Annotated in this window: 20 protein-coding genes; 15 read left to right on the plus strand and 5 right to left on the minus strand. The window is 36.7% G+C overall.

Annotated elements, in window-relative coordinates; all coding sequences use genetic code 11:
- Nucleotides 1–343 precede the first annotated feature (343 nt).
- Nucleotides 344–1,249, plus strand: coding sequence for an alpha/beta hydrolase (locus NG743_RS06055; RefSeq protein WP_257121698.1), 906 nt, complete (start codon nt 344–346; stop codon nt 1,247–1,249).
- A 148-nt stretch (nt 1,250–1,397) separates the two neighbouring features.
- Here NG743_RS06055 and NG743_RS06060 read toward each other — a convergent pair whose 3' ends face one another.
- The 3 genes from NG743_RS06060 to NG743_RS06070 all read right to left on the minus strand — a co-directional run bounded on the left by NG743_RS06060 (nt 1,398) and on the right by NG743_RS06070 (nt 2,997).
- The gene (locus NG743_RS06060) at nt 1,398–1,760 is read right to left on the minus strand and encodes a hypothetical protein (protein ID WP_027404412.1); all 363 of its coding nucleotides are present in this window, start codon (nt 1,758–1,760) and stop codon (nt 1,398–1,400) included.
- 644 nt (nt 1,761–2,404) lie between these two features.
- Nucleotides 2,405–2,641 carry a DNA-directed RNA polymerase subunit omega gene (locus NG743_RS06065; protein ID WP_027404411.1) on the minus strand — a complete coding sequence of 79 codons (237 nt, stop codon included), beginning with the start codon at nt 2,639–2,641 and terminating at the stop codon, nt 2,405–2,407.
- A 20-nt stretch (nt 2,642–2,661) separates the two neighbouring features.
- A complete protein-coding gene (locus NG743_RS06070) occupies nt 2,662–2,997 on the minus strand; it encodes a hypothetical protein (RefSeq protein ID WP_051424443.1) in 336 nt (111 codons plus the stop codon).
- A gap of 300 nt (nt 2,998–3,297) precedes the next feature.
- Here NG743_RS06070 and NG743_RS06075 point away from each other — a divergent pair, with 300 nt between their 5' ends.
- From NG743_RS06075 to leuS, 3 genes are all read left to right on the plus strand, one after another.
- A complete protein-coding gene (locus tag NG743_RS06075) occupies nt 3,298–4,086 on the plus strand; it encodes a TIGR01548 family HAD-type hydrolase (RefSeq protein ID WP_257121699.1) in 789 nt (262 codons plus the stop codon).
- Nucleotides 4,087–4,140: 54 nt separating this feature from the next.
- On the plus strand, nt 4,141–5,514 hold the full coding sequence (locus tag NG743_RS06080; protein ID WP_257121700.1) for a cytochrome P450: 1,374 nt from the start codon (nt 4,141–4,143) through the stop codon (nt 5,512–5,514).
- Between the two features lie 147 nt (nt 5,515–5,661).
- On the plus strand, nt 5,662–8,241 hold the full coding sequence (gene leuS, locus NG743_RS06085; protein WP_257121701.1) for a leucine--tRNA ligase: 2,580 nt from the start codon (nt 5,662–5,664) through the stop codon (nt 8,239–8,241).
- A 169-nt stretch (nt 8,242–8,410) separates the two neighbouring features.
- Here the strand turns inward: leuS and NG743_RS06090 are convergent, their stop codons facing one another.
- Nucleotides 8,411–9,370: an IS110 family RNA-guided transposase gene (locus tag NG743_RS06090; RefSeq protein ID WP_193965010.1), complete on the minus strand. Its 960-nt coding sequence runs from the start codon at nt 9,368–9,370 to the stop codon at nt 8,411–8,413.
- A gap of 381 nt (nt 9,371–9,751) precedes the next feature.
- Between NG743_RS06090 and NG743_RS06095 the strand changes: the two genes are divergently transcribed.
- From NG743_RS06095 to NG743_RS06120, 6 genes are all read left to right on the plus strand, one after another.
- Nucleotides 9,752–10,054: a type II toxin-antitoxin system PrlF family antitoxin gene (locus NG743_RS06095; RefSeq protein ID WP_257121702.1), complete on the plus strand. Its 303-nt coding sequence runs from the start codon at nt 9,752–9,754 to the stop codon at nt 10,052–10,054.
- Complete coding sequence (locus NG743_RS06100) at nt 10,051–10,524, plus strand: type II toxin-antitoxin system YhaV family toxin (protein WP_257121703.1); 474 nt, start codon at nt 10,051–10,053, stop codon at nt 10,522–10,524. Before NG743_RS06095 ends, NG743_RS06100 begins: the two co-directional genes overlap by 4 nt.
- A gap of 200 nt (nt 10,525–10,724) precedes the next feature.
- Nucleotides 10,725–11,945: an ISL3 family transposase gene (locus tag NG743_RS06105; RefSeq protein ID WP_027400610.1), complete on the plus strand. Its 1,221-nt coding sequence runs from the start codon at nt 10,725–10,727 to the stop codon at nt 11,943–11,945.
- Between the two features lie 60 nt (nt 11,946–12,005).
- Complete coding sequence (locus tag NG743_RS06110) at nt 12,006–12,260, plus strand: excisionase family DNA-binding protein (RefSeq protein WP_257121704.1); 255 nt, start codon at nt 12,006–12,008, stop codon at nt 12,258–12,260.
- Nucleotides 12,261–12,833, plus strand: coding sequence for a PIN domain-containing protein (locus NG743_RS06115; protein WP_257121705.1), 573 nt, complete (start codon nt 12,261–12,263; stop codon nt 12,831–12,833). It abuts the gene before it with no gap.
- Nucleotides 12,834–12,959: 126 nt separating this feature from the next.
- Nucleotides 12,960–13,241 carry a putative quinol monooxygenase gene (locus NG743_RS06120; protein ID WP_027404402.1) on the plus strand — a complete coding sequence of 94 codons (282 nt, stop codon included), beginning with the start codon at nt 12,960–12,962 and terminating at the stop codon, nt 13,239–13,241.
- 24 nt (nt 13,242–13,265) lie between these two features.
- Here NG743_RS06120 and NG743_RS06125 read toward each other — a convergent pair whose 3' ends face one another.
- Nucleotides 13,266–15,407 carry a serine/threonine-protein kinase gene (locus NG743_RS06125; RefSeq protein WP_257121706.1) on the minus strand — a complete coding sequence of 714 codons (2,142 nt, stop codon included), beginning with the start codon at nt 15,405–15,407 and terminating at the stop codon, nt 13,266–13,268.
- 549 nt (nt 15,408–15,956) lie between these two features.
- Between NG743_RS06125 and NG743_RS06130 the strand changes: the two genes are divergently transcribed.
- The 5 genes from NG743_RS06130 to NG743_RS06150 all read left to right on the plus strand — a co-directional run bounded on the left by NG743_RS06130 (nt 15,957) and on the right by NG743_RS06150 (nt 20,300).
- Nucleotides 15,957–16,373, plus strand: coding sequence for a helix-turn-helix domain-containing protein (locus tag NG743_RS06130; RefSeq protein WP_257121707.1), 417 nt, complete (start codon nt 15,957–15,959; stop codon nt 16,371–16,373).
- Nucleotides 16,374–16,436: 63 nt separating this feature from the next.
- Nucleotides 16,437–17,048, plus strand: coding sequence for an IS607 family transposase (locus tag NG743_RS06135; RefSeq protein WP_257120845.1), 612 nt, complete (start codon nt 16,437–16,439; stop codon nt 17,046–17,048).
- Nucleotides 16,954–18,243, plus strand: coding sequence for an RNA-guided endonuclease InsQ/TnpB family protein (locus tag NG743_RS06140; protein ID WP_257120844.1), 1,290 nt, complete (start codon nt 16,954–16,956; stop codon nt 18,241–18,243). The genes NG743_RS06135 and NG743_RS06140 overlap by 95 nt, the downstream gene beginning before the upstream one ends.
- A 109-nt stretch (nt 18,244–18,352) precedes the next feature.
- Nucleotides 18,353–19,150, plus strand: coding sequence for a PIN domain-containing protein (locus NG743_RS06145; RefSeq protein WP_071992850.1), 798 nt, complete (start codon nt 18,353–18,355; stop codon nt 19,148–19,150).
- Between the two features lie 103 nt (nt 19,151–19,253).
- The gene (locus NG743_RS06150; protein ID WP_027404399.1) at nt 19,254–20,300 is read left to right on the plus strand and encodes a zinc-dependent dehydrogenase; all 1,047 of its coding nucleotides are present in this window, start codon (nt 19,254–19,256) and stop codon (nt 20,298–20,300) included.
- The last annotated feature ends 85 nt before the right edge of the window (nt 20,301–20,385 follow it).

Below are 20,385 nucleotides of genomic sequence, written 5' to 3' on the forward strand. Positions count from 1 at the left end.
ATGCCAATTTTATCTCAGCTTTATCAAACTAACTTCTTCAGGTGAAAAGGCTTAATGTGGTAATTTTGTGAAGCTGTATTAAGAATTGGTGTGGGCAATAACTAAATGTTTAATAGTAATCTATGCCAATATAAAGTATTGTTATGTAAGTCACTGAACATATCCAGATCCCCGACTTCTTAAAGAAGTTGGGGATCTATATTAATTATTCTGGTTATTTTGATAACATGATTGTTTTTAGGAAAATTATCTGTATTTATTCCTACAGTTAGAAGCACTTTTCTCTACAATATACGTTAATAAGCTAGTAGCTTACTAGATAGGAACATAAAAAATTAACTTTATGATTTACCATAGCAATGCGATCGCATCTCGTAAAGAGGGAAAATTTTCAGGTGTGTGTGGGCTTGATTTGTATTACCAAAGTTGGCATCCTGGCGGTGAAATCAAGGGAATCTTAGTCATAGTCCATGGACTCGGAGGACATAGCGGACTTTACAAGACGATAGTTGACCATTTGTTACCAAAAGAATATGCTATCTATGGCTGTGATTTACGTGGTCACGGGCGTTCATCTGGTCAAAGAGGTTACATTAATACCTGGGCTGAATTTCGTGATGACTTACAAACTTTCCTCAATTTAATTCGACAACAACAACCAGGATGCCCAATTTTTTTATTAGGACATAGCATGGGGGGAGTAATTGCCTTAGATTATACTCTTCGTTATGTGCAAGATAAATCTGCGTTGTCAGGTGTGATTGCTTTTGCACCCAGCATTGGTCAAGTAGGAGTACCCCTGAGTCGCGTCGTTTTAGGTAAATTACTCTCCCAGGTGTGGCCTCGTTTTTCCTTAAATATTGGCTTGGATGTCCGCGCAGGTTCACGAGATCAGAAAATCTTAGATTCCTATACTCAAGATAAATTACGCCATACTCTCGCTACTGCTAGGTTATCTACGGAGTTTTTTACCACAGTAGATTGGATTCATAATCATGCGAAAAAATGGCAAGTACCATTGTTAATTTTACATGGTGGTGCGGATAGAATTGCCTTGCCAGCAGGAAGTGAAATATTTTATCAAAATGTTATCTATCCAGATAAATTAAGAATTGAATATCCTGGAGCTTATCATGATTTACACTACGATATTAATTATCTTCAAGTAATCACTGATTTAGTTAATTGGATGGATCAACATTTACCTGCTACGGTAGTTCCATTAGAATCAACGATCAGTAATGAATAATCAATAATAATACAGTAGAATTCAGGAGTCAGGAGTAAAACTGGTTTACAAGCATATTATAGCCCCCTCCTCGCTTGCGGGGAGGGGTTGGGGGTGGGGTTAAAAAATGCCCTATACATATACATTTGCATTTAGTGTATATTGACAGTTAATTAATCCGAAATAGATAAAAGCCAATAAGTACCAAAATAAAAATCATAGTTGTAGAATAGACAATTACATCTTTCACTAAAAAGGAAATCCAATCTTTTCTCAACTCCTGTTTAAACTTGAGTTCTCGTAATTTACGCTCAAGTTCTATATCTTCTTGATCAGGTAATCTAGTGTAAGGAATAATTTGGATATCATTAATAACTTCCTCTGTCGTGTCTGGATTTTGCCAATTATCCAATCCATGATTAGATTCAGTAGAAATAATTGGTAAATTATCTAAATTGCCATTTTTAAGTTCTTTTTTAATGACCTTCTTCGCAATTTTGACGATTAGATCTTCTAAATTTTTATCCACCATATCTGGTAAAGTTCAAAAGCCTTGATTTTTCGTTAGTCCACGCAGGTGGACTTTGTTTGTGTAGTAGCGTCCGCGAAGCGTGCCGGAGGCATCTTTCTAATCGCCGGAAACTTTTCAAACATCCTCTTAGGGACTTCCAATTAAAAAAATACCCAAAAATCTCTTGTGGTGCGGGCCGAGAAGCCTGCTAAGCTGTTACGCAGCTAAATTTGATAACCATAATTTACTTGAACTTTGTAGTGCGGGCATCTTGCCCGCTAGAATTATACAAACTAAATGCACAACAGCTTAATCATCAAGGACGAGCAGGATGCCCATCCCACAAAATTGGGTAATTTATTTTTTGGTGTTCCCTTAGCCAGCAATTCTCATTTTAAGGTTTCATGACATTTAAACCCTTACATTCATAGGGTTTTACAATTCTTAACAAATCCGGCGATAGCGAAGCACTGCTGCAAGCAGTTCGCTGAAATGGCGCAAACTCGTTTCAAAGAATTACTGCATCTTAGCCCCCTCATCGCTTGCGGGGAGGGGGTTGGGGGTGGAGTGTAGCTCATAACACCGGGAAGTGCTGTAATTTCTTGAAAAACTTGCCTCTCTATATTCCTGAAGCGAACAAATATTCTGACTCCTGACTCCTTAAATTACAATTCACCGATAATTTCTGGCTGATTTAATTCATCAGACATTTCAATAATTGCTCTGAGTACGGGTTTCATGATAGAATCTTCGTTATTTTCAAAATCTTCATAACGTCGCCGTTTAGCACGATTTGCCACCTGTACAGTAATGCGATAGCGGTTTGACGCAGCACTAATTAATTCTTCAGAACGGTGCATGATTTGAGACTGAGTTGTCTCGAACTTAGAACGCTTAAGCATAATTGATGACTCTGGAGATTCTATCCTAGTTTACTCGGATTTTTCAAATTTAGATATGGAAACGGGAACGATCCTTGAGAAATTTGCCTAACCAGGACAATGAGACTGAGAATTTGCCGAAATTGTTGGATTTTTTGTTTAAAAAGTTGGTTCTCTAAATGGAGATTTCTAATCTTTTTTTTAGCTAAATAAATATTATCTGGTAACCTATGTAAAGCTGCATAACTAGCACATTCATATTGATTAAATATATCTGTTATCAACGCTAGAGTATTTTTTGCTTTTCGTAATTGTTGAGCTAAATGAAAGAGCATAATAGAAATAAAGATGTTAATCAGGACAACGATAGTTACCATACTTTATATTGCTTGCCACTGATTTAATCGCAATTGTAGCCTTATTATATCAGCATTGTCAGTTTTTAGCCTTTTATCTATCTATGGGAATTAAAAAATCAGGCGTTACTGATAGCCTGCGTGGCGATAGCCATATGGAAAGATGAAATTGGTAAATTGAACCTTTGCAACCTTAATTCTTTGCGCTTGTACGCTTTTGTACCTTCGTGTAAAACATATTCATGTATTTAATCAGTAACACCAAAAATCAAATTAGAATTACTATAGAATTTTGTATATCATCCTTTTCTAGTTTCTGTCATGACCGCAAGCACAAGAGCAATAGTTGTATTTGATATAGACGGGGTTATCCGTGACGTTAGCGGCTCATATCGTCGGGCAATATCTGATACAGTCGAACATTTTACCTGCCAAGCCTATCGTCCCACACCAACAGACATTGACAACCTCAAATCAGAAGGAATTTGGAATAACGATTGGGAAGCCTCCCAAGAATTAATTTACCGGCATTTTGTCAGTCAAGGACAACAGCGAGAACAACTACAATTAGATTATGAAAATATTGTTACTTATTTTCAAAGCCTTTATCGGGGTACAGACTGCGAAAATTGGAACGGCTACATTTGTCATGAACCTTTATTAGCACAGCCTAGTTATTTTCAAGAACTCACGCAATCTGGTATTGCTTGGGGTTTTTTTAGTGGTGCTACTCGCTTGAGTGCTAACTACGTTTTAGAAAAACGCTTAGGTTTACAATCTCCTATCCTAATTGCTATGGAAGACGCACCCGGTAAACCAGATCCTACCGGACTTTTTGCGACTATTAACATCTTAGAAAATGGTAATAATCAAAAACAAACAGTTGTCTATGTAGGTGATACTGTAGCAGATATGCACACTGTAGAAAAAGCCAAAGCCATAGATAATTCTCGGATTTGGTTAGGTGTTGGAGTATTACCTCCCCACGTTCAGGAAACAACAGCAGTTAGTGAAGCTTATACACAAAAGCTGGTACAAGCTGGGGCAAAGCTAGTGTTTAATAATGTGCAAGAATTAACAATGAAAACGATTTCTCAATTAGAATCGTGAACTCATACCTGCCGATTTTTCTGAATTATCTAGAACAATAGAGAATTTATCAAAATGTCTAATTTAAAACTACCTAATGGACCGAACACTCACCCTTGGATACAAACATTCCAATGGGTAAAAAACCCTTTGGGATATCTGGAAGAATGCGCCAAAAATTATGGTGATGCTTTCACCTTAAGAATCGGTCCACTTTTTAAACCACAAGTATTTATTAGCAATCCCCAAGGGATTCAACAGATTTTTACCACAGACCCCAAACGGCTAGATTCTGGTACGCCTGCAGGTTCGGGAGTGCCGCTTTTAGGACCAAATTCTCTCTTATCCTTAGAAGGTAAAACTCACCAAAGGCAGCGAAAATTATTAACTCCTCAATTTCATGGGGAACGAATGCTAAATTATGGTGAATTAATTAATAATATTACTCAGCAAGTAACTAGTAAATGGCAAATTGGGGAAGTTTTTCCAATTTTGTCTTCTATGCAAGAAATTTCTTTTCAGGTAATTTTAAAAGCTGTATTTGGATTGAAAGACGGGGAACGTTACGACAAACTCAAACAAAATCTAATTGCTATTCTCAATCCCAAAAGACCTTTGTTCAGGGTAGCAATGATTATGTTTCCATTCTTGCGACGGGATTTAGGTGCATGGAGTCCTTGGGGACGCTTTTTAAGATTACGTCAAGAGCTAGATGATATCATTTATGCAGAAATTCACGAAAGGCAATTACAACCAGATCCATCTCGGACTGATATTCTATCTTTAATGATGGCTGCTCGTGATGAAGTTGGAGAAGCAATGACAGATATAGAATTACGTGATGAGTTGATGACTTTGTTAGTCGCAGGTCATGAAACTACAGCCAGTTCTTTAGCATTTGCTCTATATTGGATTCATTCTCAATCAGGAGTCCGTGAAAAGCTATTAGCAGAATTGGATAGCTTGGGTGAAACTCTTGATGCAAATGCAATTTTCAAATTGCCTTATTTAAATGCTGTTTGTTCAGAAACACTGCGTTTATATCCAGTAGCAATGTTAGGTTTAAATCGCTTGGTGAAATCACCATTAGAAATTGGAGGTGAAAAATTTGAGCCGGGAACTATTGTCGTTCCCTGTATTTATTTAACCCATCATCGAGAAGATTTATATCCCAATTCGCAACATTTTAAACCAGAGCGTTTTTTAGAACGGCAATTTTCTCCTTCTGAATATTTACCTTTTGGTGGTGGTAATCGTCGCTGTATTGGCATGGCTTTTGCATTATTTGAAATGAAAATTGTTTTGGCAAAAGTGCTATCTAATTGGCATCTAAAATTAGCGGAAACCGAACCAGTTAAGCCTGTTCGCAAAGGCTTATTATTAGGTCCTAGTGGTGGTGTCAAGATGATTCTCAAGGAGAAACGTCGGCAAAATCAACCAGTTATCTAAAAAGCGCGTTAGTTAAAGAACCTGCCTCAGAACGAATTTTTGTGGCACATTGAGTGGAACATTTAATTTCTAGCCACAATACCTTCGGAGGCAGCCGAGATTATGCCACAATAGCGAAATTAGCTAACAGCATTAGGAGTTTTAGTTGTGGAGTCCCCCCAAAAAACGTTATACCAACCAGCCACAATTGAGGAAAAATGGCAAAAAACATGGTCAGAACTTGGCTTAGATAAAACACCTCAAGATCAAAATAAGCCAAAATTCTACGCGCTTTCCATGTTTCCCTACCCCTCCGGTAGCTTGCACATGGGTCACGTTCGTAACTATACAATTACAGATGTTATTGCCCGAATCAAACGGATGCAAGGGTATCGGGTATTACATCCAATGGGTTGGGATGCTTTCGGACTACCCGCAGAAAACGCCGCCATTGATCGAGGTGTACCCCCTGCCAAATGGACATATCAAAATATTGCCCAAATGCGGCAACAATTACAACGTCTGGGTTTATCCTTAGATTGGGAAACTGAACTTGCTACCTGTTCCCCCGATTATTATAAGTGGACACAGTGGATTTTTCTGCAATTTTTACAAGCAGGTTTAGCTTATCAAAGAGAAGCCGCAGTGAATTGGGACCCCATAGACCAAACCGTATTAGCAAACGAACAAGTTGACAATGAAGGACGTTCTTGGCGCAGTGGGGCAATCGTAGAACGTAAATTACTGCGTCAATGGTTTTTCAAGATTACAGACTACGCCGAAGAATTATTAAATGATTTAGATAAACTCACAGGTTGGCCAGAACGAGTTAAATTAATGCAAGCCAACTGGATAGGAAAATCCACAGGTGCATATTTAGAATTTCCTATTGTGGGCTTAGATGAAAAAATCGGCGTTTATACCACCCGTCCCGATACCATTTATGGTGTGAGTTACGTCGTCTTAGCCCCAGAACACCCTTTAACTAAAGTGGTGACAACTTCCGAACAAAAAGCAGCGGTAGAAGCCTTTATTAAAGAAGTATCTAACCAAAGCGAGTTGGAAAGAACCGCAGAAGACAAACCAAAACGGGGTATTCCTACCGGGGGTAAAGTAATTAATCCTTTCACTGGGGAAGAAGTACCGATTTGGATAGCTGATTATGTTCTTTATGAATATGGTACAGGTGCGGTAATGGGTGTACCTGCACATGATGTCCGAGATTTCAAATTTGCCAAAGAACAAAATTTAGCTATTAAAGTGGTAATTGTTCCGGAAATTGGTGGAGAAGAAACTTTAAAATCAGCCTATACAGAAGCGGGAATTTTAGTTAATTCTGGTGACTTCAATGGCATGAATTCTGTAGATGCGAAAAAAGCCATTATCGAATTTGCCGAAAAACAAAACTTTGGTAAATTAAGAATACAATATCGCCTCAGAGATTGGTTAATTTCTCGACAACGTTATTGGGGCGCACCTATCCCTGTTATTCACTGTCCTGAATGTGGAATTGTGCCAGTTCCTGACAAAGAGTTACCTGTACAATTACCAGAAGATATCGAATTAAATGGCCGTGGTGGTTCACCTTTAGCACAATTAGAAAGTTGGGTAAATGTCCCTTGTCCAACTTGCGGTACTCCTGCGAAACGGGAAACCGATACAATGGATACTTTTATTGATTCTTCTTGGTATTTCTTACGTTATTCTGATGCCAAGAATGGGGAAAAGATTTTTGATTCTGGTAAAGTAAATGATTGGATGCCTGTAGATCAATATGTGGGGGGAATTGAACACGCAATTTTACATTTATTGTATTCGCGTTTCTTCACTAAAGTATTGAGAGATAGAGGTTTATTTAACTTTGATGAACCATTTCAAAAGCTGTTAACTCAGGGAATGGTACAGGGTTTAACTTACATGAACCCAAATAAAGGTGGTAAGGATAAATGGATTCCTTCAAATTTAGTTGATGCTAATAATCCTGTAGATCCACAAACTGGAGAACCTTTACAACGTCTCTATGCTACCATGTCAAAATCAAAAGGCAATGGTGTTGCCCCGGAAGATGTGATTAATAAATATGGCATTGATACGGCGCGAATGTTCATTTTATTTAAAGCACCTCCTGAAAAAGATTTAGAATGGGATGAGGCTGATGTTGAGGGACAATTCCGCTTTTTAAATCGCGTTTGGCGGTTGGTGACAGATTATGCTGCTGCGGGAGTTTGTCAGCAAAAAGCGGAAGTTGATAAGTTAAATAAAGCGGAAAAAGATTTGCGTCGCGCCATTCATATTGCGATTCAAGCAATTACGGAAGATGTGGTAGATGAATATCAATTCAATACTGCTATTTCAGAATTAATGAAGTTAAGTAATGCCTTAACTGATGCTGATTGTCATAATTCGCCAATTTACGCGGAAGGGATTCTAACTTTGGTGATTATGTTAGCACCTTTTGCACCGCATATTGGTGATGAATTATGGCAATTGTTGGGGAATAAAAATTCTGTGCATACCCAAACTTGGCCAAGTTTTGATCCTGCGGCTTTGATAGCTGATGAAATTACTTTGGTGATTCAAATTATGGGTAAAACTCGTGGTGCTATTCAAGTTCCTTCAAAATCTGACAAAGCGGAGTTGGAAAAATATGCCCGTGAGTCGGAGGTTGGACAACGTTATCTTGAAGGTAAGGAAGTTAAAAAGGCGATCGTTGTTCCTGGTAAGTTGGTGAATTTCGTTTTGGGTTAGGTTTTTTGTAGCGACTGTCTTGATTGTCAAGCGATCGTTAGGAAAAATTTAAAGTCTAGGAAAAAAGTCAGAAAATAGAGGAGAAAAACAGAACAGAACAAAACAGGTAAATTATAGATTGCCATAAATTACCAAACTAGATTGGAGGTATAAAAACGACAGTAGAACTTTATGCAGAAATTGGTTGTGAGTCTTGAGAAATAGACCAAGGAAGATGATCTCGAATCATCGCATTTAAAATAACTAACATTTTATGAACGCAAGCAGTAATGGCCAATTTTTTGGGTTTACCACGTTCAACCAAGCGCTCATAAAAAGTTTTGATAACAGGATTATGACGCATGGCAACAACAGCACCCATATAAAGAATGGCACGAACATGGGCGCGACCACCATTAATCATGCGCTTACCTTTGTGCTGACCACTATCATGATTAATTGGTGCAACACCAACTAAGCGAGAGATTTGTTTGGCAGTTAATTGACCTAATTCTGGTAAGTCAGAAACTAAAGTGGTAGAAATTACTTGACCAACGCCAGGAGTAGTTTTGAGTAGATTGACTTTATCAATCCATTGTTGATTATTTTGGGTCAACGTCTCAATTTCTTGATTGAGTTGTTGAAGATGTTGCTCAAGATAATCAATATGGGATTCAATATCTGTCAAAGCTTTACCACGAGCGCGGTCACGGCGATTCTTTTCCGCTGTAGACATTTCTACTAATTGTCTTCGGCGACTAATTAATTCGCCTAATTGACGTGACATTTCACTTTCGATTGCTAACACCTCCGGTTTCATTGCTTCACCGAAATGCGCCAAAATCTGTGCATCAATGGCATCGGTTTTGGCTAACTTACCTGTAGCTTTAGCAAAGTCTCTTCCCTGACGAGGATTGATTAATGCTACTGGTAAAAGAGCCGCTTGCAATTGAATGATTAATTCTGTTTCTAGTCCTCCTGTTGCTTCCAGTACGATTAGGTTTAAATCGTTAGATTGAAGTTGCTTAACTAGATTAGCTATTTCTGTTTCAGTATTAGCAAATTGAAATGCTTTACCCATTGGACGGATATAAACATCAAGTGTTGCTTTACTTACGTCAATGCCTACCCATTGGGAGATATAATCCATTTTTAACTCTCCAATTTCAATTACTTCTTTTTAATTTGTTTTGTTTTTATTCATCCCCTTGATTTCACTCATCCTTGCACGATACGGGCTATATTATCTATGTCTTTGTTCATAGTTTTTACCCCAGGCGACTGTTCGAGTTCTGTCATGGAGATTGTTGTGGTGATCCTTGCTACAAAGCGGTCTTTTCTGACCCAGGTTGGGACGGTCTACCACTTCTTCTAACATACCTCTAAGATACAAGGTTGGGTTAAATGAAATGCAACCCAACCTATGTATTATTGTTGATTAATGTTGGGTTTCCTTGCGTCAACCCATCCTACAGACTTTTTCAGAAAAATATGGTACCATTGAGGATGGGTATATAAATCATTGCAAGTAATGAAAGTGAAGCTTCGCAACAATGCAAATTCTTCTCGTACTGCGGTAAAACGTTCCATCAAGTACATAGTTGTTTATCAGAAAAAGGGAGAAACACTAGGAATGAATAGAATATTGTCCCCAAATATGGAAAAGCATTATTTTGTCAAGGCCTTCTTAGATTTCCTTGCTAGAGATATCAAGAAAAATCCCAGCACTATTGAACCACTTACAGAAGATATGTGTCGTCGTGCCTCATTGCTTACTGAAGGTATGGAAGTTGATCTTGATGAAGAGTTCCCAGAGGATTTCATATTTGTATGAATGTTAATGGGTGGACACTAAAGATTCATCCTGCCTTTGGTGAAAAATATAACAAATTGATTATTCAGGTTGAGGAACTTAAAGAAAAAAATCCTGAAGAATATCAGCAGCACCCAGCTACAAAGTTCCTCAACAATATTAATGAGTTTATTTTTAGGCGAATACCTGAAGATCCGAGCGCACCAGAATTTAGGCAAGGTAAAACATTAGGAACAGATAAAAAGCATTGGTTTCGAGCTAAATTTAATAGAAGATTTCGTTTATTCTTTCGTTATAGCAGTACGGAAAAAGTTATTATTTATTCTTGGATAAATGATGAAAATTCGCTGCGGAAAGAGGGAGCAAAAACAGATCCATACAACATTTTTACTAAAATGCTTGCAAGTGGTAATCCTCCAGATAGTTGGGATGATCTTTTAAAGGCTTCAGACGATCTAGAATCTGTGTCAGAAGATGTTGATAATGGTTAATTTATAACTTGAATTAACAATATTGGCTCTTGCGTCACTTTTATGGTAAAAACTAAGATCACTAAAATTTAATGCTGATAAATTTAAATCATAAAAGCTGAAAACTCTATCTCTGTAAAGGTTTGCAAACTTTTAGATACAAGTGAATTAGCATAAGAGTATAATCATAATTATCAAATACAAAAGTTTTAGGGATAGTTATGAAATTTAGCGTAGATCAAATTCTCAATCTGCCAGAGATGAAAGTGTTAGATTTTCAAGAAATCGAAGGGGAAGAAATAATTATAACAATAGAGAAAGCTGTCAACTATTCTAATTGCCCGAACTGTGCAAAAACTACCTATAGTATACATCAAAATCATTGGCGGATGATTCATGATTTATTTTGGAGTGAAAAACCAGTATTGTTAAAAATAAATCGCCGTCAATTTAAATGTAAGAAGTGTAAAAAGGTCTTTAGTGAAAATCTAAATTTTGTAGATAAAAGTAAAGGATATACTAAAAGATTAGCCATAGATATAGTGAAACAAGTATTAGATAGTAATATTCATAGTGTTGCCAAAAGAAATGACTTGAGCGACGAAGAAGTTGAATCAATGTTAAAAGCACAAGCATCACAAATATTAAATATTAATTTAAGTGAGGTAAAAAGGTTAGGCATAGATGAAATTGCTTTAGTGAAAGGTCAAGGAAATTATTTAGCAGTATTAGTAGATTTAGATACTCGTAAACCAATTGAGTTAGTGAAGTCAAGAAGAATAGAAGAAATACGTGAAGTTATTGTGAAATGGGGATCTCAGGTACTGGAACAAATAGTTGAAGTGAGTATGGATCTGTGGTCTCCTTATAAAAGTTTAGTAGAAGAATTAATGCCAAATGCAAATATAACTGCTGATAGATTTCATGTAATGAAACAAGTAAATGATGAGTTAGATGCTATGCGTAAATCTGAAAAGAGAGCCGCTATGTCTTTAGATAATAAATCAGAGAAAGATCGAATATTAGCAGGATTAAATAAAAGCAAATATAGCTTAATAAAAAATGAAGATTCCTTGAATGAACAACAAAAAGAAAGATTAGATAATGTTCAAGAAGTTTCCCCTATTCTGGCAAAAATGCACGCCCTCAAAGAAGAGTTTCGAGACATATTTGAATCTACTAAGCCTTGGGGTGAAAACATAATAAATTTATTAGATTGGATGCATGATGGAATGAAGTATTTTCCCAAAAGTATAGGAACAATAATTAGATGGTTTGGTGAAGTCGTAGGTTATTTTGACGATAGAACTACCAGTGGTACTGTAGAAGGAATTAATAATAAACTCAAATTAATCAAAAGACTTGGATATGGATTTCGTAACTTTAGTAATTTTAGATTACGTAGTTTATTAAACTGGCACTTTAGTATTAATTCTCCATAAAAGTGACGCAAGAGCCACAATATTATTTATGGTTTTAGTTTGTTAGGTTAGGTTAATAAAATGCAAACCAGAAAGGCAAATCTTGCTACTTTCGATCAAATAACCACACAAAAAGCGGCTAAAATTCTCAATGTTTCTCATCCTTATTTGATTCAATTATTAGACTCTGGTGAAATCCCTTGTCATAAAGTGGGAAATCGTCGCCGGATATTCTATCAAGATTTGACAGAGTATAAAAATACAATTGATGCTAAACGCAGAGAAACTTTAGCAGAATTAGCAAATCAAGCTCAAGAATTAAATATGGGATATTAAATGCAAGCAATTGGTTTGATCGTTGTTTATGATGCTTGTGTTTTATATCCTGCACCTCTGAGAGATTTTTTGATGTGGTTAGCTTTAACCGATTTATTTCAGGCGAAATGGACTGAGAAAATTCATGAAGAATGGATGAATTATGTTTTAAAAAATCGCCCGGATCTGACTTATAAACAGTTAGAAAGAACAAAAAAATTAATGAATCAAAATGTTCGAGATTGTTTAGTAACAGGATATGAACAATTAATTGATGAATTAGAACTTCCAGATGCAGATGATCGCCATGTTTTAGCAGCAGCTATTAAAAGTGATGCTGAAATAATTGTTACTTTTAATTTAAAAGATTTTCTATCTGAAAATATTGGACAATATGGTATTAAAGCACAGCATCCAGATGAGTTTATTTTGCATTTAATTAACCTTAATTCTGATCTGGTTTGTCAAGCAGTTAAGAATCAATTAAATACCTTAAAAAAACCTCCAATCAATTTAGATGAGTTGTTAGAAATTTTAATAAAACAACAAATTCCTAAATCTGTTTCTGTTTTACAAAAATTACTAATAAATTGATGGATGTGATTATTCTGTGCAGCCTTACATAAAATTGATATAACCTAATTACTACTATAATATCTAACTACGATTTTTAAAATATTTATTCAACTAATCAATAAACACTACTAATTAAACAAAATTATGAAATATGTATTGATTATCCATGAAGTTGCAGACTATGAAGCATGGAAAAAGGTTTTTGATAATGCAGCCGATATCCGTAAGCAAGCTGGAGAAATAGCATATCAGGTTTTAAAGCATGAAAGTAATCCCAATAAAATAGTGCATTTTTCATCATGGACATCTATAGAAGATGCAAAGCGGTTTTTTGAATCTCCCAAACTCGTGAAAATTAGACAAGAAGCTGGAGTCAAGTCTCCTGATTTCATATATTTAGATCAACTAGAATCGGGGACGTTGTAGAGTTATAATCCGTCATCTCACAAACTACCGAAATTTAGTTTTATCAAGTACCAAACCTCGACGGGAAAAATTTTTGTCATCATTGACTGGAATCTGCCAAATTTTAATTAAATTATCTTCACCACCACTAACTAAAAACTTCCCGTCAGCACTAAAAGCAAGGGAGGTGACAGCATTACTATGTCCCGTCAATGTTAGCATTTCCTCTCCTGTAGCTACGTTCCAGAGTTTAATGGTGTGATAGATTTGTTCTTCAGAAATATTTCGCCCAGCACTTGCTAAAATTTGACCATCGAGACTAAAAGCAATAGTATTCACACTATTATCTTCTACCATGAGAGTCCGAATTTCTTTGAGGGTTTGCAGATTCCATAATTTAATTGTGCGATACCTTCGGTCAGCGCTTACGCTATCGCGGCTGGAACTTGCTAAAATTTTACCATTAGGACTAAAAGCCACAGCTATAACTGTTTGTGAACTGGTAGCTAAATTCATAATTGGTGCTTCTTGATTAAGATTCCATAATTTAATCGTTTTATCAAAACTACCACTTGCTAAGGTAACACCGTCAGGACTAATATCTACAGAACGCACCCAATATTTATGACCAATTAAAGTGCGAATTAGCTTACCTGTGATTAAATTCCAAACTTTGATAGTTTTATCATCACTAGCACTAACTAGAATTTTACCATTACTACTAATAGCTAAACTATGAATCGCATCAGTATGACTCTTTAAGGTATGAATTAATTGATTTGTTTGTAAATTCCAAATCTTAATAGTTTTATCATCACTAGCACTAACTAAAGTTTTACCATTAGGAGTAATAGCTACTGCATTGACGTTTTGGGAATGTCCCTGAAGACTGGCAATTTCTCTACCTGTAATGATATCCCATAATTTAATATTATGACATAGACTATTATTACTTTTTTCGCAATCCCCAGCACTGATAATTAGTTTATCATTTGGACTCATAACTACTGACAAAACTTTGCTTTTATGTCCAGAGAAAGTATTGACTAAAGACAATTTTTTTTCTGATGTTACAAATGTGGGTGGACTATTGCGAGGTTGACTCCAACTAAATGAAAAGTTGGTTTTTAATTTGCGAAATTCTCGATAACCAGATTCTACTAATGCGAAAGAGACAACTATCCCAAAAATGAAAATTAAATTTCTGACCCAAGTATATTTTGATGAGTGTGGTTGAGCCTTTTTTTTAGGTGATTTCATAATTTCATGATTTGCTGCTGGTAGAATATGATTATGTTGTTTTATCAAATCTCTAATTACTTCATCAGCAGATTGATAGCGACTATCTATTTCTTTTTGGAGTAATTTATCTATTATTTCTGATAATTCTGAACTCAAAGAAAAGCATAAATACTGCTGCCAATTTTCTACCCAAGCATAACCATATTCCATCCATAATTGAAAAGGAGAAATTCCTGTTAATAGATGAAAACAAGTAGCACCTAAACTAAATAAATCACTTGCGGGATATGCTTTTCCATCCCTAATTTGTTCAATGGGAGAATAACCATGTGAACCGATAGAAGTACCATTTTTTCGCTGTACCTGTGCAGTTAACTGTTTGGAAGAACCAAAATCAATAAGTGTTAATCTCCCATCAGATTTTCGACGAATAATATTTTCTGGTTTAATATCACGGTGAATTACCCCATGTTGATGAACAAATTTGATAATTGGTAACAAATCTAATAATATAGATTGAATATCCCAATCTTTATAAATTCTCCGAGATTTTAATTCATTAAATAGATTCTGACCATCAATAAATTGTTGTACTAAATACAAACATTTATCTTGCTCAAAGTAAGCTATTAAAGTGGGGATTTGGGGATGTTGTCCTAATTCTTGAAGTCGCTTTGCTTCTTCCAAAAATAGCTGAGTTGCTTTTTTTTGTGACCAAGTACCTTGAAATTTTGGTGCTAGTTGTTTAATTACACATAATTCATTTAATTTATCAATATCTTCTGATATATAAGTTCTGCCAAATCCCCCTTCGTCAGAAAGAACACGGATGATACGAAACCGATTTCTCAAAAGTGGCACTAACGGAGTGTGGCAAGTTTGACAAAGTTGATGATGATCTGGATTTTGCGGACTTGAACAATCGGGATTTAGACAGCAGATCATGATCTATATGGTGCATCTGCATGATAAAATATATAGATAAACCTAGATTTGACTATGGCAATTAGTAATTATATTTAACCTGGAAATACAAAAGTTACTTTTCTTAAATATGGAAAAGCTGAAAATATCTATTACTGCCAATTTTCTCAATTATAGTTTATCTGAAATTGAAGATAAAGGCATTTTGCCATTATTATGTTCTCTGTGTATTTTGATTAAAAATCACATTTATTTTTTAAGTAAAAACAATTATTTCTTATGTATATTCTCTCATAAAAATCATTTATTAATCTGTATTTTTATTTACAGATATGTAAAATTGTGATAAAAATTAAAAATATTTTATTGACATTTTGTTTGTAATTATTCAGAGGTGACAAAATCTAATATCTATTCTATTACAGGTGATTAACAAAATTCTCACATCTTTAGTTAGATAGCAGTTATACAGATAAAAACCACTTACCCTGATTATTGTTTCGGATATTGCGTTTAGTGAAAATAAAAGATATTATCTAAATACGATAATATATCACAAATCTAACCATTATGAAGAACATCATGCCTGTCCAAAACCAGTCTGTAGAGGCAATTAAGTCTCATCTTCATGTAGTAGAGGAACAGTTATCAATCAAATACCTGGAAAATTTACTCAAAGCTCAACCTTCTCAACCAAAATTAGTAGCAGCAGACGGTCAAGAAATTATTATTCCCGAATCAGTGTATAAGATATTACTTCAAGCTATTCATGCAATGGCTTTAGGTAAGGCCATTTCTATAGTCCCACAAGAGCAAAAATTGACAACACAAGAAGCAGCAGACCTTCTTAAAGTTTCCCGTCCTTACCTGATTAAGTTATTAGATCAAGGTGAAATTCCTTGTATTAAAGTAGGAACACATCGGCGTGTTCGCTTTGATGATTTGATGAAATATAAGGAGTTAGAGATAGGACGTAATTTACCATGACATACTAGACATAGCCAGACATTCGTGGTATGATAGGACAAGCAACAAACTTAGTTCTATCAGATGACAGTAAATTATGTACCTCCAAGAGTCGCTGCTACCAGATTGGGAGTCAGCACCAAAACACTTGAAAGGTGGCTTGAAGACGGGAAAATCGAAGGCATCTTTACCCAAGGTGGACAAAGACGATATAACCTCGATTCAATTATCCCTGTTCGACATGGCAATCCGCCAGACGAGCGAACCACCCTTCTATATGCCAGAGTTTCAAGCCGCAGTCAGAAAAACGACCTTGAGCAACAAGTTCAGTTTCTTCAGTCTCGTTACCCTGGCGCAGAAATCATCACTGACATCGGCAGCGGACTCAACTTCAAGCGAAAAGGTCTTCAATCCTTACTGGACAGAGTTCTCGGCAACACTTGCAAACTTGTTGTCATTGCCCACAAAGATCGGCTTTGTCGCTTTGGATTCGATCTTATCTCATGGCTCTGTGCTAGGCAGCAAACTCAAATATTGGTTCTCAACCAAACGAACCTCAGTCCAGAGCGCGAAATGGTTGAAGATATCCTTGCCATCATCCATGTCTTCAGTTGCCGATTGTACGGACTCAGAAAGTACAAAAAACAAGTTGCTGAAGACAGTGAGTTACCGAGTGTATCCAGTAAAGGAACTTGAGTTTATTTGGAAAAAATGGGTGGCTGCCGTTCGCAAGGTTTACAACATTTCCATTGCCTACTTAAACGAAAATCAAGGCTTTAGTAAGGTTGGTAAAAAAGGTGGAAAAATGGGGTTTAGAACCATGCTTAAAGCCTCTGGTTTAATCCCTCAATGGTGTTTAGATTTGAATGTTTCTAAAATACTAGACAACGCTTCAATGGAAGCATATAAAGCATGGTCAGAAACAGCCAAAAACCCCAAAACAATTAATAAAGGTAAAGACAAAAAACCGCATCCTCAAGCAGGACTAAGGATTGCTAAGTTCCGAAGTATCCGTGACCAAAAACTAACCATTCAATTTGACCCGTCAGCATATAAAAATGGTAGATGGATGGTATCAACAACTAAACATCTACCGCGTCCTGAATTTAGAGGACAAGATTTTTGTGTTTTAACTAACGGGTCTTCAGAACTCACCTATAACAAGGGTCGCTGGTTTGCTCACTTCCCTGTGGAATTGCAGCGAACGGTAAGCATTACAAATAAAGTGATTGCGCTCGACCCCGGCATCAGAACTTTTATGACTGGTTTTGATGGCAGCGATTTCTTAGAATTTGGGAATGGAGATTTCAACAAAATAGCTAAACTTTGCTCACATCTTGACAAACTTAAATCAAAACACGATCTAAGTGTTGGACATAAATTCAAACGTCTTAGATATAAACTTAGACTTGCGATGGAAAAACTCAGAACTAGGATTAGAAACCTACGCTCTGAGTGCCATAAACAAGTCGGTTCATATCTAGCTAAAAACTATGATGTGATTGTACTTCCTACCTTTGAAACTTCCCAAATGGTTGTTAAAAAGAAACGGAAGCTAAGGAGCAAAACAGCTAGAGCAATGATGACTTGGGCATTCTATCAGTTCTCTCAAACTCTTGAGCATTTGTGTAACCGTTACGGTTCCAAATTAGTGAGAATAACTGAAGAATATACATCGAAGACTTGCACGAAATGCGGACACGTTCATAGAAAACTTGGTAGTTCTAAGAACTTTGTTTGCCCTAATTGCGGTTATGAAATATCGCGAGATTTTAATGGAGCCGTGGGGATTTTCCTCAAGGCAATGTGGGATACCACCTTTACCAACTCAGTTGGTGATGTTGTACTGGACATTCACGATATCTCAGATGTCAGGGAATGTCTCGGTTAAAAGTATCAGGAACGAGATACTAAGCGTCGGGAAGGAATTAAGCAATTTACTCAGTTTTTGGAAGCTGAAGGGTTCTATGATAATGAGAGTAGCGAATTAGATCAGTAAAATGGTACTCTCTGTAATTTTAGATTCCTGTGTCATCTACCCTATGCCTTTGTGTGATACTTTGATGCGTGCTGCTGAGGCAGAATTATACGAACTTCATCTTTCACAAGAAATTCTGGATGGTGCTACTCGCAACCTAATAAAAAATGGAAGAATGAAAACTGACGCTCAAGCAGCATACTTCCAAGAACAAATCAAGACAAACTTTCCTGATGCGATGGTGGAAGTACCTTCACAGTTAATAGCAGCAATGACCAACAATCCAAGGGGTCGTCATGTTATTGCTGCTGCTATAGTTGCTAAGGCAGAAGTCATCGTTACTGTTGACATGGATGGTTTTCCCACAGAAGCTTTAGCTCCTTGGGGTATTGAAGCTTGGCACGCCGATGATTTTCTGGTGTACCTTGATGAGCAAAATCCAGGAACAATGATTAAAATTATTTGGGAACAGTCTAATGAGCTTAAAGATCCAAAAAATGTTCCTGAGATTATTGACAAGTTAGAAACAACTAATTTAAATAGAAAGAATAGAGTACCAAAATTTACTCGTACTATTCGCTGCCAATTCTATGGTGACGAAATTGTGCAAAGTGCCAAAAAAACATTAGATAAACTAGGTAAAGTAGCACCAGATGGTGGGCGGTACTATGAAGGTAAGCGATATAGTCTTTGGCAAAAAGGGGAAATTTTAACAATTACTGCTAAAGACAATCGTGGTGAGATTCTCAGATTTGAGAATGGGGAAATCGGAGGATATCTTTCATCAGCAGATATTGAAGCAATATTGAAAAAAGCTTAGAGCAGGAATTACAAGAAGCTAAAAGACAGAAATATCAAACTCCATAACCTAACCTCAACCACAAAATGTTAAATCTAGTAACGTTGAATAGTGGAAAACCAACGTGAAAGCACAAGTATTTAGAGGCGTAAATCATTTATCCTACGAAGAAGTTCCAGTTCCAACACTAGCAGCAGATGAGGTGCTGGTACAGGTGCAGGTTGTAGGTTTGTGCCAGTCAGATATTAAAAAGATTCGTTATCCTTTGTATGAACCGCCACGCATATTTGGACATGAAACCGCTGGAACTATTGCGGCTGTTGGTTCACAGGTGAAAGGGTGGCAAGTAGGACAACGGGTAGCGGTGATGCACCATATACCATGTATGCGTTGCGCTTACTGCTTGAATGATAATTTTTCCATGTGCGATGTTTATAAAAATATCTCGACTACCGCAGGTTTTAACCCTAGTGGAGGCGGTTTTGCAGAGTATGTGAAAGTTCCAGGACATATTGTGGAGAATGGTGGCTTAATTCCCATTCCTGATGATATCAGTTTTGAAGAGGCGAGTTTTGTTGAACCCACTAATTGCTGTTTAAAAGCAGTGAAAAAAGCCCAAATTGCACCGGGACAAACTGTATTAGTAACTGGTGCTGGTCCAATTGGGTTAATGTTTATGATGTTGGTGAAGTATTTCGGCGGGAGGGCGATCGCTACTGACCTCCTACCATCTAGAATTGAAAAGGCTCTGGAAGTAGGTGCAGAAGCGGCTTTTGATGCCCGTGACCCTGATTTACCTACCAAAATCCAAGCTTTAACTGGAGGAATGGGTGTTGATGTCACCTTGTTAGCTGTTCCCAGTGATAAAGCATTCTTTCAAGCTTTAGACTGTACTCGTAAAGGTGGAAAAATTCTCTTCTTTGCAGAATTCCCTGACGAGTTAACCATCCCCATTAACCCCAATACTCTCTACCGTCGGGAAATAGACTTAATGGGCAGTTATAGCTCATCCTATCGCCTGCAAAGCCTGTCTGCGGACATTGTATTCAATCGCCGCATTGATGTCAAAGCTTTAATTAGCGATCGCTATCCCCTCCAAAATTTACCACAAGCCGTAGACCAAGCGATCGCCCCCACGGCAGAAACTTATAAAATTTTAATCTATCCGTAAATCAATTTAGGATTTGGGGATTAATCCTTAAATCCTGGAAATCCTGATTCAGGCAACTCCAAGATTTACCACAAGCCGTAGACCA

This window comes from Dolichospermum heterosporum TAC447, assembly GCF_024584745.1.
Lineage (GTDB): Bacteria > Cyanobacteriota > Cyanobacteriia > Cyanobacteriales > Nostocaceae > Dolichospermum > Dolichospermum heterosporum.